The organism is Rhizobium herbae, assembly GCF_019511375.1.
Taxonomy (GTDB): domain Bacteria; phylum Pseudomonadota; class Alphaproteobacteria; order Rhizobiales; family Rhizobiaceae; genus Pararhizobium; species Pararhizobium herbae_A.
In genome coordinates this window covers 1,175,017-1,189,807 of record NZ_JAEUAO010000001.1, presented here as the reverse complement: position 1 = coordinate 1,189,807, position 14,791 = coordinate 1,175,017, and the positions used below count along the sequence as shown (strand labels likewise).

The following is a 14,791-nucleotide window of genomic DNA, read 5'->3' as shown; positions in this document are numbered from 1 at the left end:
CATGACATTGCACCAGAACCTGATTGCCGGCGAATGGGTCGGCACGAATGGCGTCGAGAACATCAATCCCTCAAACACTAAAGAAGTGGTCGGCCTCTACGCGTCCGCCAGTGCCGACGATACGAGGACTGCAATCGCCGCGGCCAAGGCGGCATTTCCGGCCTGGTCGCGCTCGGGCATCCTGGAGCGCCATGCGATCCTGAAGAAGACCGCCGACGAGATTCTGGCTCGCAAGGATGAAATCGGCACGCTGCTTGCGCGTGAAGAGGGCAAGACGCTGCCGGAAGCGATCGGCGAGACCATCCGCGCGGCGCAGATCTTCGACTTCTTCGCTGGTGAAGCCTTGCGGCTTGCAGGCGAGGTGCTGCCGTCGGCACGCCCGAACATCGGCGTCGAGATCACCCGTGAACCGATCGGCGTCATCGGCATCATCACGCCGTGGAATTTCCCGATCGCCATTCCCGCCTGGAAGATCGCGCCGGCGCTCTGCTACGGCAACACTGTCGTCTTCAAGCCGGCTGAGCTTGTGCCGGGCTGCTCCTGGGCGATTGCCGACATTCTCAACCGCGCCGGTCTGCCAAAGGGCGTGTTGAACCTCGTGATGGGCAAGGGCTCGGTCGTCGGCCAGGCAATGCTCGACAGCCCGGATCTCGCCGGCATCACCTTCACCGGCTCGACCGGTACGGGCAAGCGCGTCGCCGCTTCTTCTATAGAGCATAACCGCAAGTTCCAGCTGGAAATGGGCGGCAAGAACCCGATGGTGGTGTTAGATGACGCCGATCTCACGGTCGCCGTCGAAGCTGCCGCTAATTCCGGCTTCTTCTCCACCGGTCAGCGCTGCACCGCATCGTCGCGGCTGATCGTGACGGAAGGCATCCACGACAAGTTCGTGGCGGCTCTGACGGAAAAGCTGAAGACGCTGGTGGTCGATGATGCGCTGAAGCCCGGCACCCATATCGGCCCGGTCGTCGACGAACGCCAGCTTGCCACCGATACCGACTATATCGATATTGGCAGACAGGAAGGCGCCAAGCTCGCCTTCGGCGGCGAGACGATCGCGCGCGACAATCCCGGCTTCTATTTGCAGCCGACGCTGTTTACGGAAGCCACCAACCAGATGCGCATCAGCCGCGAAGAGATCTTTGGCCCGGTCGCGTCCGTGATCCGGGTGAAGGACTACGACGAGGCACTTGCAGTTGCAAACGACACGCCATTCGGCCTGTCGGCCGGCATTGCGACGACGAGCCTCAAGCATGCGACGCATTTCAAGCGCAATTCCGAAGCGGGCATGGTGATGGTCAACCTGCCGACCGCCGGCGTCGATTTCCACGTGCCGTTTGGTGGCCGCAAGGCGTCGAGCTTCGGCTCGCGCGAACAGGGCAAATACGCGAACGAGTTCTTCACCGTTGTAAAGACCGCCTACACGCTGGCGTAAGCATTTTCGCTGCATCGGCATTCGCCGGTCCGGCACTTCAAAGGATACGAAGACAATGAAGAAAAAAGCTGAGTGGCCGCGCAAGCTGCGCTCGCAGGAATGGTACGGCGGCACGAGCCGCGACGTGATCTATCACCGCGGCTGGATGAAGAACCAGGGATATCCGCACGACCTGTTCGACGGGCGCCCTGTCATCGGTATCCTCAACACATGGTCGGATATGACGCCGTGCAACGGGCACCTGCGCGAGCTTGCCGAAAAGGTGAAGGCCGGTATCTGGGAAGCTGGCGGCTTTCCGATGGAGGTGCCGGTGTTCTCGGCCTCCGAAAATACCTTCCGCCCGACCGCGATGATGTACCGTAACCTTGCGGCGCTCTCGATCGAGGAAACGATCCGCGGCCAGCCGATGGATGGCTGCGTGCTGATGGTCGGTTGCGACAAGACGACGCCATCGCTTCTCATGGCAGCGGCCTCCGTCGACCTGCCGTCGATCGTCGTCACGGGTGGCCCGATGCTGAACGGCTATTTCCGTGGTGAACGCGTCGGCTCAGGCACGCATCTGTGGAAGTTTTCCGAAATGGTGAAGGCCGGCGAGATGACGCAGGCCGAGTTCCTCGAGGCAGAGGCCTCGATGAGCCGCTCGTCGGGTACGTGCAACACCATGGGTACAGCCTCGACGATGGCTTCTATGGCCGAAGCATTGGGCATGGCGCTGTCCGGCAACGCCGCGATCCCTGCGGTCGATTCCCGCCGCAAGGTCATGGCGCAGCTCACCGGCCGTCGGATCGTCCAGATGGTCAAGGACGACCTGAAGCCCTCCGACGTCATGACGAAAGAGGCCTTCGAGAACGCCATACGCACCAATGCGGCCATCGGCGGATCGACCAACGCCGTTATCCACCTGCTCGCCATCGCCGGCCGCGTCGGCGTCGATCTTTCGCTGGACGACTGGGACCGCTGCGGCCGCGACGTGCCCACCATCGTCAACCTGATGCCATCGGGCAAGTACCTGATGGAGGAGTTCTTCTATGCCGGCGGCCTGCCGGTCGTGTTGAAACGTCTCGGTGAGGCCGGCCTTCTGCACAAGGATGCGCTGACGGTATCCGGCGAAACCATGTGGGACGAGGTCAAGGACGTCGTCAACTGGAACGAGGACGTCATCCTGCCTGCCGAAAAGGCGCTGACTTCTTCGGGCGGTATCGTCGTCGTGCGCGGCAATCTCGCGCCCAAGGGTGCGGTGCTGAAGCCGTCGGCTGCCTCACCGCATCTGATGGTGCACCGGGGCAGGGCGGTCGTGTTCGAGGACATCGACGACTACAAGGCCAAGATCAACGACGACAGCCTCGACATCGATGAGACCTGCGTCATGGTCATGAAGAACTGTGGGCCGAAGGGCTATCCGGGCATGGCCGAGGTGGGCAACATGGGCCTGCCGCCCAAGGTGCTCAAGAAGGGCATTACCGACATGGTGCGGATCTCCGACGCCCGCATGTCGGGTACGGCCTATGGCACCGTCGTGCTGCACACCTCGCCGGAAGCGGCGGTCGGCGGACCGCTCGCCGTGGTGAAGAACGGCGACATGATCGAACTGGACGTGCCGAACCGTCGCCTGCATCTAGACATTTCCGAAGAGGAGTTGGCGCGGCGGCTCGCCGAATGGCAGCCGAACCACGATCTGCCCGCTTCCGGCTATGCCTGGCTGCACCAGCAGCATGTCGAAGGGGCCGATACCGGCGCCGACCTCGACTTCCTCAAGGGATGTCGCGGAAACGCGGTCGGCAGGGACAGCCACTGATCTGTACGGCAGTCGAAATCAGAGGAGGCGGGGCATCTTGTCCCGCCTTTTTTGATTCCGGCGCCTGCATTGCGCTCTCACCGATAGGAGACTATATATTCTGTCTACATGTACAGGAGATATAGTCATGTCCTCGAAAGCGATCGGTGCTGCCGAGTTCAAGGCGAAATGCCTGCATCTGATTGAGCAGATGGCTGATGACGGTGAACCGATCGTCATTACCAAGCGCGGCAAACCTGTTGCCGTGCTTTCGCCGATAGCGGCTGCTTCGGGGCGTACCAGCATTATCGGGGCAATGAAGGGCACTGTACTTGCCTATGACGATCCATTTTCGCCAGCCGTCGCAGCAGACGAATGGGACGCGAGCCGGTGATCGTGCTCGACACGCATGTTCTGATCTGGGCCGTTCAGGACGATCCGCGTCTTGGCGAGACGGCCCGACGTGTAATCGATGACATGACGCGACGCAGCCGTATCCTGATTGCCGCTATCACGCCTTGGGAGATCGCCATGCTGGCGCAGAAGGGGCGTATCGTGCTGGGCGACGACGTTGAACGATGGATCAGTCGTGCGCTGGCGCTGCCAGGCATCACCCTTGCGCCCCTGGAGGCTCCAATTTCCGTCGGCAGCGTCCGGCTACCTGGAGACTTTCATGCTGACCCTGCCGACAGGATGATCGTTGCCACGGCGCGCTTTCATCAAGTGCCCCTGATGACCGCAGACCGGGTGATCCTTTCCTACGGCGCGAGGGGTCATGTCGGTACGCTTGCCGCCTCGGCATGACGCAGCGTTCGTTCACTGGCTCTGCGTCTGGCTCTGACCCTGGTGCTCGACGGTCACCGCCACCTTCAGGGCTTCGGTCGCAGACCCATGAACGAGCCCGGAAATCGGCGCGGCATCGCGATAGTCCAGCCCGCAGGCGATGCGGACATAGCGGTCGTCGGGGCAAACATTGTTGGCGGCGTCGAAGCCGACCCACCCGAGGCCGTTCAGGTGCACTTCCGCCCAGGCGTGGCTTGCCGCCTCTTCCGGCTGGTCGTCCATCATCAGGTAGCCGGAGACGTAGCGGGCGGGCAGACCGAGCGTACGGGCGGCTGCGATCATGATGTGCGCATGGTCCTGGCAGACGCCGTACTTCTTTTGCAAGGCCTCCTCAGCCGTCGTCTGCGCTCCGGTTTCGCCAGGCTTGTATTCGACAATCTCATTGATCTTGCCCATCAGCCCATGCATCTTGGCGAGGTCCGTGTCGCCGCTCATCGCCTTGGCGAGGTTGCGGATCGGTTTCGTCATCTTCGTCAGCGGCGTGTCGCGCAGGTAAAGCCAGAGCGGCGCATAGGCCTGGTGGACGCCAAAGACGCCGGCTTTGTCCTCTGTCTCGACTTCGCCGCTGGCGGTGATGCGAATCGACGTCTGATCGCCATTGACGCTGACCAGATTGACCCGGTTTCCAAAGTGATCGTCATAGGCGACCTCCATGTGGGCGCCCTCGACAGAGGTTTCCCAACTGATGACCGTCTGGCCGGGCTGGGTCAGAGGCGTCAGCCGCAGTCGCTGCAGTGAATATTGCACCGGCTCGTCATAGGTGTATTCGGTCGTGTGGCTGATCTTCAGACGCATTTAGTCTTTCCTCCCACCCGACCTAGTAGAACCGGTAACCGTCGGAGATTTCCTGTCCCAGACGGTTATTGTGGCTGATGAAGTTCTCGATATATTCGTGCAGCCCCTGGTCCATCACGTCCTTGATCGAATGATTGCGCAGCGAGGTGAGCGTTTCCTCTGCCGTTGCATGCGCTGCGTGGCTTTCACCGTATTCGCGGGCGAGATAGCCGAGATTGCTGACGATCTTCTCATAACAATAGGCAAGCGAACGCGGCATGCGGCCGTTGAGGATCAGGAAGTCGGCGATATGCGACGGCTTGTACTCCGCCTCATAGACCCAGCCGTAGGAGCGATGTGCCGAGACCGATCGCAGGATCGATTCCCATTGCACGTTGTCGATTGAGGAGCCGACCTGCGAGACTGCCGGAAGCAGCACGTAGTATTTCACGTCGAGAATGCGCGCCGTGTTGTCGGCTCGTTCGATGAAGGTGCCGATGCGCGAGAAATTGAAGATCTCATTGCGCAGCATGGTGCCGTGGAAAGCGCCACGGATCAGGCCCGTCTTGCGCTTGATCGCGTCGATGGCCTCCGGCAGGTCCGCGGCTTTCACCCGTCGGGCCAGCATCGCCTTGAGGTCGAGCCAGCATTCGTTGGTGGCTTCCCAGGTCTCTCGCGTCAGAGCCGTCCGGACCATGCGGGCATTGTTGCGGCCCGCGTCAATGCAGGACATGACGCTTGAGGGGTTTGCCCTGTCGCGCAGCAGAAAGTCGATGGCATCGGCGCTGGACAGTTTTTCATAGAGATCGTCATAGATGTCGCGGACCCCGGAGCTTTGCAGCACGCCGTCCCAGTCGTCTTCCGACGCCTGCGAGCGGGTGAGCGACATGCGCAGGCCGGCATCGATCAGCCGGGCGCTGTTTTCGGCCCGCTCAATATAGCGGAACATCCAGTAAAGGCCGTTTGCGGTTCTTCCGAGCATGCGTGTCAGTCCTCCAGAACCCAGGTATCCTTGGTGCCGCCGCCCTGGCTGGAATTCACCACCAGTGAGCCGGCCTTCAAAGCCACACGGGTGAGCCCGCCAGGAATGATCTGCACCTTGTCGGAGACGAGGACGTAAGGCCGCAGATCCACATGGCGTGGCGCGATGCCCTTGTTGACGAGGATTGGCACTGTCGAAAGGGAGAGGGTGGGTTGCGCAATGTAGTTCGCTGGCCGAGCTTTCAGCTTTTCGGCGAAAACGGCATGCTCCTTTTTGGAGGCGGTCGGGCCGACCAGCATGCCGTAGCCGCCGGAGCCGTGCACTTCCTTGACGACGAGGTCACTAAGGTTTTCCAGCACGTATTTCAGGCTGTCGGGCTCGGAACAACGCCACGTCGGTACGTTCTCGAGCAGCGCCTTGCGACCGGTATAGAACTCAACGATTTCCGGCATATAGGAATAGATCGCCTTGTCGTCGCAGATGCCGGTCCCCGGCGCGTTGGCAATGGTGATGTTGCCGGCGCGATAGACGTCCATGATCCCCGGAATCCCGAGCGCCGATTCGGGCTTGAAGGTGAGGGGGTCGAGATAGTCGTCGTCGACACGGCGGTAGAGGACGTCGATCGCCTCGTAACCGCGTGTGGTCCGCATCTTCACCCTGCCGTCGATGACGCGCAGGTCCGAGCCCTCGACCAGTTCGACGCCCATCATGTCGGCGAGGAAAGCGTGCTCGTAATAGGCCGAGTTGTAGATGCCCGGCGTGAGCACCGCGACGCGCGGCTTGCCTTGGCAGCCGGGAGGCGCAAGCGACGCGAGGCTATGGCGCAGCAGATAGGGGTAGTTTTCGACCGGCCGGACGCGGTTCTGATGGAAGAGTTCGGGGAACATCTGCATCATCGTTTCCCGGTTTTCCAGCATGTAGCTGACACCGGAAGGGGTGCGGGCATTGTCTTCCAGGACATAGAACTGGTCTTCGCCGGTGCGCACGATGTCGGTACCGACGATGTGGGTGTAGACGCCGCCCGGCGGTCGGAAACCGATCATCTGCGGCAGGAAGGCTTCGTTGCGCTCGACCAACTCGCGCGGAATGCGGCCGGCCTTGATGATTTCCTGCTTGTGGTAGATGTCGTCGAGGAAGGCATTGAGGGCGATGACCCGTTGCTCGATGCCTTGCGCCAGCTTGCGCCATTCGCGGCCGGAAATGATGCGCGGGATCAGATCGAAGGGGATGAGTTTTTCTGAGCTGTCGGCGTGTCCGTAGACCGCGAATGTGATGCCCGTCTTGCGGAAGATGTTTTCGGCCTCTTTTGATTTTGCGATCAGGCGGGCCTTGTCCTGGCTGGCGTACCAATCATTGTAAGTCGTGTAAGGCTGGCGCGGACTGTTGTCCGCATTCATCATTTCGTCAAATGCCAACGGTGTGGTCCCCTTTTTTTGCCATTTGAGTACAACAGCAGGGGCAATGCAAGAAGCATGCTCGCTGGAAGGCAAAAGAAATTTTCGCGTCGAATTGCCGCTTTTTTAGGCTGAGTACCTCAACGTGGCGAGTGTAATGACGCGAGTTTACGCATCGCCTGTCCGCAATCAGGGGTGGCGATGTCTATCTCTCATAAAATGGCCCGGTACAGTGGATAGATCTGCACATTTTTTAGGCGAAGAAAAATGCGCAAATCGTTGATGCTAAGCATCAGGAATTTTGCTTTGACCATCATCCCGGGCCGCTTTACGCAGGCACCGACTACGCAATCGCAGCAGGAGCATGCATGACCCTCGACCGCCTGGCTCCGGCCATTTTCGTTTTGCTCTGGTCGACGGGCTGGGTGATTGCGAAATATGCCGGCATCTATGCCGACCCGCTGACATTCCTCGTTCTGCGCTACCTGCTCGCGACCCTTCTGTTCATAGGCTTCTGTCTTGTGTCCGGAGCGGCCTGGCCGAAGACATGGGCGGCGGCCGGTCATGCGGTCGTTTCCGGAATTTTCCTGCATGGGCTTTATCTCGGCGCCGTATGGTGGGCCATCGGCCAAGGCGTCCCGGCGGCAATCTCGGGCATTATCGCTGGACTGCAGCCATTGATGACGGCGGCTGTGGCTCCGGCCCTGATCGGGGAAAACCTGTCAGGTCAGCAGAAGCTCGGGTTGGGGCTCGGTTTCCTCGGCATCGCGCTTGCGGTGGTGCCCAAGGTAATGGCGATCGATACGGGAGCAACCCCGATCGATCTGTTCCCGGTCGTCGTCAATGTTCTGGGGATGGCTGCCGTCACCTACGGTACGATCTATCAGAAGCGGCATCTGCAGCATGAGGACATCCGCTCGACCGCGATGCTGCAATATGTCGGCGCTCTGACCGTCACCCTGCCGGCCGCGTTTTTTCTCGAGGACATGCGCGTGGTCTGGAGCGTGCAGCTGTTCGCCGCGCTCGGCTGGGCGGTGCTCGGCCTGTCGATGGGAGCGATCGCCTTGCTGCTCTATCTGATCCGCCGCGGGCAGGTGTCGCGCGCGGCGTCGCTGATCTATCTGGTGCCGCCGCTCGCCGCGCTGCAGGCGTGGCTGTTTTTCGATGAGGCGCTGACACTGCCGATGATCGTCGGAACCGCGATTGCTGTTGTCGGCGTCTATCTCACCAACCGCAAGACTACCGCGTCCACGCATGAAAAACGGCGGGTCGAGCCCGCCGCTATCCGTCCGATTGACGCTTAAATAGAAGGCTTACGCCTCTTCGCGGCGCGGTCCGTTGCCGTTGGCCCGGCGGCGCTGGCCTTGAGCAGCGGCGCCATTGCCGCCTTCGCGGTTCTGGGTGCCAGCGGCATTGCCACCGTGGTTGCGATTGCGCCATTCGCCGTGCTTCTGGCCGGGGCGTCCACCATTGCGATTGCCACCGTGACGTTTGGCCAGTGCCTGTTCGTGGGCAGCCTGTGCGGCCGGGCCCTGGCCCTTGCGGTGCTGCTTCTTCTGCGAAGGGTTGTCACCCAGCAGGAGGTCGTCTCCGGCAAACGGGCTCGGAGCCGAACGCTCGGCGCGCTGCACGTTATCGCTGCCGCCCTGCGGGCGCGGACGACGTTCATTGTGGCCGTTGCCGGCCGGGCGCGACGCGTTGCGGGCGCCATTGCCGCCGCGGGCACCCTTCGGGCGGGCGCGGTCGGCCGGAACATCGCCGCTCGCAACCGCGATCTCGATCTTCATCAGGCGTTCGATGTCGCGCAGCAGGCGGATTTCGTCCGGAGCGCAGAAGGCGATGGCAATACCGTCACGACCGGCGCGGGCGGTACGGCCGATACGGTGCACATAGGCGTCCGGCACCTCCGGCAGGTCGTAGTTGTAGACGTGGGTGACGCCGGGAATATCGATGCCGCGAGCGGCGACGTCGGTTGCCACGAGGACGCGCGTCTCGCCGTCACGGAATGCCTTCAAGGCCCGTTCGCGCTGACCCTGGCTCTTGTTGCCGTGGATCGAGGCGACGGAGAAGCCGACGTGATCCAGGTGCTTCATCAGCTTCTCGGCGCCGTGCTTGGTGCGCGAGAAAACCATGGCGCGGCCATCGGGGTTCTCGGTCAGCGTCTTCTTGAGGATCTCGGTCTTCTGGCTTTGGCCGGCGACGAAGTGGACATACTGCTCGACCTTGTCGGCTGCCTTGCCCGGAGGCGTGACTTCGACGCGCTTCGGCGTGCTCAGATATTCGCTCGCGAGGTCTGCGATCGCCTTCGGCATGGTGGCCGAGAACAGCAGCGTCTGGCGGTTCTTCGGCACCAGCTTGGAAATCTTGCGCAGGTCGTGGATGAAGCCGAGGTCCAGCATCTGGTCGGCTTCATCGAGAACGAGATAGCGGGCCTGCGTCAATGTCACGGCCTTGCGGGCGACGAGGTCGAGGAGGCGGCCGGGCGTGGCGACGAGGATATCGACGCCGCGGGAAAGCTGCTCCGACTGCTTGTTTATTGAGGCGCCGCCGACCACGACGCCGATCTTTATCGGCGTCTTCTTGACGAAGTCCTTCAGGTTCGCGGCGATCTGGTTCACCAGTTCGCGGGTCGGAGCAAGAACGAGGGCGCGAATGTTGCGCGGATCGGGACGCTTGCCGTCGGCGAGCATCTTTTCGATCATCGGCAGGCCGAATGCCGCGGTCTTGCCGGTGCCGGTCTGGGCGAGACCGACCAGGTCATGGCCTTCCATCACGAGCGGGATCGCTTCAGCCTGAATTGGCGTCGGCGTTTCGAAACCCAGGGAGGAGAGGGTCGAAAGAACGTGCTCGGAGAGGCCAAGGTCTTTAAAAGTGGTCAATGTATTACCTTTTCGGGGGCGCAAAACGAATTTCGCCGGAACTGCACCATGCGGTTCCGGTTTCGCTTCGCGTCAAGAACCCCGCGTGATCTGGGAACTTGTGGGTTGATTGAGCTGTCTGCGCTGCATCCTGCCGCGTTTGGCAGGACATTCTCTGGTGCGCTTATCCTTCGGTACGGATCGGTAAAATCCCGCAGGGCTCGCTCACGCGGCGGCCAGAAGGTGACGCTGCCCCCATGTCGTTGGTTTGCCGCCAAAAGTCAAGGGCTAGTTTTTGCAGGTGCGAAGGGAACGGCCTGTGCGGCATGCAAACCTGACACCGCCGGTCCGGACCGGAGGGCTGCGGTAATACCGCAGACTGAAGCAAAGGAGGTTCGTCAGCGGTTCCGGACACATGGCGATTCCGCCCCTGACACGGCGGTGATTCGGGTGACAGATGCGGTTGTCACCTTTGCCCATCTTCGAGTTTGTGGTATTTTCAGGAACCTTCCTTTGTCCTGCGCGTTGGTGCCGGTGGGTGCCGCGTTCCCGCAGTGAGGTGCGTTGCGCGTTCATTTCGCCGCGCCACAGATGTTGTAAACATTTGGGTGGCTAAGCTCGAGGAGAAGACGACGATGACGACGACATGGATTCTTGCCGCCGATGGAAATCAGGCACGTCTGTTGAAGGGAGTGAATTTTTTCAAAGACGGTCATCAGAGCCCCGAGCAGGAGATTTTCCAGCTGGATACGAAGCGTGTCCAGGACATCATGGCCGACAAGCCGGGACGGAGCCATTCATCTGTCGGTCACGGGCGCTCGGCGATGGAATATTCAAGCGACCCGGTGCGCGAACAACAGCAGAAGTTTACATCTGACGTCGCGAGCAAGCTCGACATGTATGCGCAGGAAGGGGCGTTCGACCGCCTCGTGCTTTGTGCTGCACCGCAGACGCTCGGCCACCTGCGTTCCATCCTCTCTCCCGCCACGCGCGCCAAGACCATGGTGGAAATCTGCAAGGACTACAGCAACCTGCCGACCGACAAGCTGATCTCGTCGGTCCGCTCGGCGATGTCCCACTGATCCGTTTCGCTAAAAGTCCGTCGGAACGCCGCCTTCAGCCTTCCGGCGGGCGACGAAGGCATCGAGTTCCTCCTCGATGGCCGGATCGAGCGGCGGGCGCTCATATTCGTTCAGTTTCGCCTTGAAGACGCGGTTGGCGTGATCATATGTCGTCGGCCGTCCGGCTTCGGTCCAGGTTTCGAAATTGCGCCAGTCCGACAGGATCGGCGAGTAGAAGGCCGTCTCATACCGTGCGAGCGTATGGGCGGTGCCGAAATAGTGGCCGCCCGGACCGACATCACGGACTGCGTCGAGACCGAGCGCATCTTCGCCGACGTCGAGCGGTTTCAGGAATTCGGCGACCATTTGCAGCATATCGACGTCCAGGATGAATTTCTCGAAGGATGCCGTCAATCCACCTTCGCTCCAGCCCGCCGCGTGCATGATGAAGTTGCCGCCGCCCTGCGTCAGCGCCCAGAGCGATAGCGCCGACTCGTAGGCGGCTTGCGCGTCGAGGGTGTTCGACGCGTTGGTGTTGGAGGTGCGGTAGGGAATTTTGTAACGGCGCGCGAGCTGGCCGCCGGCAATGACAGCCTTCATATATTCCGGTGTGCCGAAGGCGGGCGCCCCGGTCTTCATGTCGACGTTCGAAGTGAAGCCGCCATACATGACCGGCGAACCGCGCCGCACCATCTGGGTAAACGCGATACCCGCCAGGGCCTCTGCATTCTGCTGCACGACGGCACCGGCAATCGTCACCGGCGCCATGGCGCCCGCCAGGGTGAACGGCGTCACCACCACCACCTGGTTGCGCGAGGACATTTCGATGATGCCCTGGAGCATCGGTCCGTCGAGACGCAGCGGCGAGGAGGTATTGATGATCGTGAAGAGCGAAGGCTCGCTCTCCATCTGCTCGGCGGTGATGCCGCGGCCGATACGGGCGATTTCCAGGGCATCGAGATTGCGCTGCGCCCCGAGCGAATAGCAGTGGAACACCTTGTCGGTGAGCTTCACCATGTCCGCCAGGCAATCGAGATGGCGCACCGAGGCGTGGATATCGACCGGTTCGACCGGATAACCGCCGGTCGTGTGAATGATGTCGTAGGACTGGGCAAGCTTCACCAGCTTGCGGTAGTCTTCCTGGTTGCCGGCCCGGCGTCCGCCTTCCCGGTCGGCAACGAAGGGGGCTGAGGCGATCTGCGCGAAAACGAGATTGTTGCCGCCGATCTCGACATTGCGGATCGGGTTGCGCGCATGCATCGTGAAGCGGGAAGGAACCGTCGAGATCATGTCCATGATCAGCCCGCGGTCGAACCGGACACGATCGGTGCCGGGCGTTACGTCCGCGCCGGCAGCCTTCATGCGCGCGCGCGCTTCCGGCAGGATAATGTCCATGCCGATTTCCTCGAGAATCGTCAGCGAGGCATCGTGAACGGCCTCCAGCGCCTCGTCCGTCACAACGGTGGATTTCGACATCTCGTTGACAAGGTTGAGATATTTCGAATTTTCGGCGCCTCTTCGCTGCCGCTCGGCGCCGCGCCCGCCGGTTCTGCGGCGGCGTTCCAGGGGAGCATCTGGCCCGGCCGGAAAGGAGTGCGGAAATTCATTCTCACGCATGGCTATACCATCGGTTAGGACAGAAAGGCATGGTGCCGTTTCGTCGCCCAGCATGCGTTGCCATTTGCGACAGCAAACTTCCTTGGCAGAGAAGGACGGTTGCGGGGGCTGGTTTTCAAGCGACGCGGAATGTCGGTTTCATGCCGCAGAGCATTTCCCGCTTGCTGCCGAAGCCGGGACGGCGATCAATGATGAATCCTGCAGCCTCCAAATTGCGGCGGACGAAGCCGGCCGCGGCGTAGGTCGCAAAGGTGCCGCCGTCCACAGTCTTCGCGTGGACGAGATGCATCAGTTCTTGCGACCACATGTCCGGATTGCGCCGTGGAGCAAAACCGTCGAGATACCAGGCATCGAACAGACCGGAGAAACGGGCGATCTCGTCGAGGGCTGCGCCGCAGACGACGGTCAGGCGGATATCGCCGAAATCGAGGTCGACAATGCCACTCGGCTGCGCCGGCCATTGCGCGCGGAGAGCCTGCCGTTCTGCGTCAATTTCCGGCCAGCGTGACAGCGCTCGATTGATCTCGCCGGTATCCATCGGGAAGCGCTCAAACGAGACGAAATGAAGCTCTCCGCCTTCGGTGCGTGTCTCTTTCCATCGCCGCCAGGTTTCGCAGAAGTTCAGCCCGGTGCCGAAGCCGAGTTCGCCGATGCGGAACTGGCCCGACCGCTGCCACCGTTCAGGCAAGCCGTTGCCGCCAAGAAACACATGACCGCATTCCAGCCGGCCATCCTCACGGCAATAAAAATGGTCGCCAAACTCCTGCGAATAGGGCATATCGCCTTCGCGCCATTCAAGCGTTTGCCGGTCGGGCACCGCCGTATTTTCAAGGTTTTCGCGGGTCATGGGCGAAGCGATAATCTGCCTATCTGAGAAGGTCAATCGATGACAGATCTGTTGATCATCGGCGGCGGCATCATGGGGCTCTGGGCCGGCGTGATGGCCGAGAGGGCCGGATTGCGAACCCTGATTGTCGAGCGAGACGTGATCGGCGCCGGGGCAAGCGGCGGCGTGCTCGGCGCGCTGATGCCGCATATGCCGGATCGCTGGAACGCCAAGAAACAGTTCCAATTCGACGCCCTCGTTTCGCTAGAGACCGAAATTGCGGCGCTCGAGGCGGCGACGGGGCTCTCGGCAGGCTATCGCCGTTGCGGTCGTCTCATGCCTCTTTCAAAGCCGCATCTGCGCACGATCGCCCTTCGGCATGAACAGGACGCGCTGATCAACTGGCGGGCCGGCGACCGGCAGTTCCACTGGCATGTCCGTGACCGGGCCCCCGTTGACGGGTGGCTGAATAGCGCGCTCTCCGAAAGCGGCGTCGTGTTTGATACGCTCGCCGCCCGGGTCGCGCCGCGGCCGTTCCTTGCCATGCTCTCGACGTACCTGCGCCGGTCAAATCTTATCCGGATCGAAGAAGGGCGGGCGCTTGTCCGCATCGATCCGATCGCCGGGCGCGCCGATTTCGCCGACGGGAGCACGCAGGCCTTCGGTGATTGCGTCATCGCGAACGGTGTTGACGCTTTCTCCTTCCTGGATGGCTTGACGAGCGGGACCGGCGCAAGCGGTGCGGGCGTCAAGGGGCAGGCGGCGCTGCTCAGAGCCGATATCGATCCGAGCCTGCCGGTGGTGTTTACCGACGGGATTTATATTGTACCGCACGAAAACGGCATGGTCGCCGTCGGCAGCACCAGCGAAAACGCCTTCGACCGACCCTTTTCAACGGACGGGCAACTTGATGCACTTCTCGCCCGTGCGGAGGACCTGGTGGCGCGCGTTCGCAATGCCCCGGTCATCGAGCGCTGGGCAGGCGTGCGACCGAAGGCGATCGGGCGGGACCCGATGGCCGGGCGTCATCCTGATCATCCGCGTATCCACGCCTTGACCGGCGGGTTCAAGATCAGCTTCGGCATCGCGCATCGGCTGGCATCGGCCGTGATCGGCGAAATCTGCGGCGAAGCGGACAATTCCCTGCCTGCGTCCTTCTGCTGTCGGACTCACCTCGATCTTTTGGTGTCGGAAAAAGCAAAGGCCCCGCGGTAGCGGGGCCGAAAG

At 61.7% G+C, this 14,791-nt stretch carries 13 protein-coding genes and 1 pseudogene; 8 read left to right on the top strand and 6 right to left on the bottom strand.

Annotated elements, in window-relative coordinates; translation table 11 throughout:
- Nucleotide 1: 1 nt before the first annotated feature.
- From JNB71_RS05760 to JNB71_RS05745, 4 genes are all read left to right on the top strand, one after another.
- Nucleotides 2-1,435, top strand: a complete 1,434-nt coding sequence (locus tag JNB71_RS05760; RefSeq protein ID WP_220370835.1) for an aldehyde dehydrogenase family protein — start codon at nt 2-4, stop codon at nt 1,433-1,435.
- 55 nt (nt 1,436-1,490) lie between these two features.
- A complete protein-coding gene (gene araD / locus JNB71_RS05755; protein ID WP_220370834.1) occupies nt 1,491-3,230 on the top strand; it encodes an L-arabinonate dehydratase in 1,740 nt (579 codons plus the stop codon).
- Nucleotides 3,231-3,357: 127 nt separating this feature from the next.
- Nucleotides 3,358-3,603 (top strand): type II toxin-antitoxin system Phd/YefM family antitoxin, encoded by a 246-nt coding sequence (locus JNB71_RS05750; RefSeq protein ID WP_220370833.1) that lies wholly within the window; start codon nt 3,358-3,360, stop codon nt 3,601-3,603.
- Nucleotides 3,600-4,013, top strand: a complete 414-nt coding sequence (locus tag JNB71_RS05745) for a type II toxin-antitoxin system VapC family toxin (RefSeq protein ID WP_220371161.1) — start codon at nt 3,600-3,602, stop codon at nt 4,011-4,013. Before JNB71_RS05750 ends, JNB71_RS05745 begins: the two co-directional genes overlap by 4 nt.
- Before the next feature lie 12 nt (nt 4,014-4,025).
- On the opposite strand, the gene JNB71_RS05740 is transcribed toward JNB71_RS05745, so the two are convergent.
- The 3 genes from JNB71_RS05740 to JNB71_RS05730 are packed head-to-tail and all read right to left on the bottom strand — an operon-like array spanning nt 4,026 to nt 7,208.
- A complete protein-coding gene (locus tag JNB71_RS05740) occupies nt 4,026-4,847 on the bottom strand; it encodes a transglutaminase family protein (protein WP_220370832.1) in 822 nt (273 codons plus the stop codon).
- 22 nt (nt 4,848-4,869) lie between these two features.
- Complete coding sequence (locus JNB71_RS05735) at nt 4,870-5,808, bottom strand: alpha-E domain-containing protein (protein WP_220370831.1); 939 nt, start codon at nt 5,806-5,808, stop codon at nt 4,870-4,872.
- Nucleotides 5,809-5,813: 5 nt separating this feature from the next.
- Entirely contained in the window at nt 5,814-7,208 is a 1,395-nt protein-coding gene (locus JNB71_RS05730) for a circularly permuted type 2 ATP-grasp protein (protein WP_220371160.1), read from the bottom strand.
- A gap of 362 nt (nt 7,209-7,570) precedes the next feature.
- Here JNB71_RS05730 and JNB71_RS05725 point away from each other — a divergent pair.
- Nucleotides 7,571-8,455, top strand: a pseudogene (locus JNB71_RS05725) (DMT family transporter); the annotation flags it as partial.
- The gene (locus JNB71_RS24790) at nt 8,406-8,510 is read left to right on the top strand and encodes a hypothetical protein (protein ID WP_223215752.1); all 105 of its coding nucleotides are present in this window, start codon (nt 8,406-8,408) and stop codon (nt 8,508-8,510) included. The pseudogene JNB71_RS05725 and the gene JNB71_RS24790, both read left to right, overlap by 50 nt.
- Before the next feature lie 5 nt (nt 8,511-8,515).
- Here the strand turns inward: JNB71_RS24790 and JNB71_RS05720 are convergent, their stop codons facing one another.
- On the bottom strand, nt 8,516-10,081 hold the full coding sequence (locus JNB71_RS05720) for a DEAD/DEAH box helicase (RefSeq protein ID WP_220370829.1): 1,566 nt from the start codon (nt 10,079-10,081) through the stop codon (nt 8,516-8,518).
- Nucleotides 10,082-10,695: 614 nt separating this feature from the next.
- Between JNB71_RS05720 and JNB71_RS05715 the strand changes: the two genes are divergently transcribed.
- Complete coding sequence (locus JNB71_RS05715; protein WP_220370828.1) at nt 10,696-11,142, top strand: host attachment protein; 447 nt, start codon at nt 10,696-10,698, stop codon at nt 11,140-11,142.
- A gap of 9 nt (nt 11,143-11,151) precedes the next feature.
- Here JNB71_RS05715 and JNB71_RS05710 read toward each other — a convergent pair whose 3' ends face one another.
- The gene (locus JNB71_RS05710) at nt 11,152-12,738 is read right to left on the bottom strand and encodes a trimethylamine methyltransferase family protein (RefSeq protein WP_220370827.1); all 1,587 of its coding nucleotides are present in this window, start codon (nt 12,736-12,738) and stop codon (nt 11,152-11,154) included.
- Nucleotides 12,739-12,853: 115 nt separating this feature from the next.
- The gene (gene mnmD, locus JNB71_RS05705) at nt 12,854-13,585 is read right to left on the bottom strand and encodes a tRNA (5-methylaminomethyl-2-thiouridine)(34)-methyltransferase MnmD (protein ID WP_220370826.1); all 732 of its coding nucleotides are present in this window, start codon (nt 13,583-13,585) and stop codon (nt 12,854-12,856) included.
- A 39-nt stretch (nt 13,586-13,624) separates the two neighbouring features.
- Between mnmD and JNB71_RS05700 the strand changes: the two genes are divergently transcribed.
- On the top strand, nt 13,625-14,779 hold the full coding sequence (locus tag JNB71_RS05700; RefSeq protein WP_220370825.1) for an NAD(P)/FAD-dependent oxidoreductase: 1,155 nt from the start codon (nt 13,625-13,627) through the stop codon (nt 14,777-14,779).
- Nucleotides 14,780-14,791: the final 12 nt, after the last annotated feature.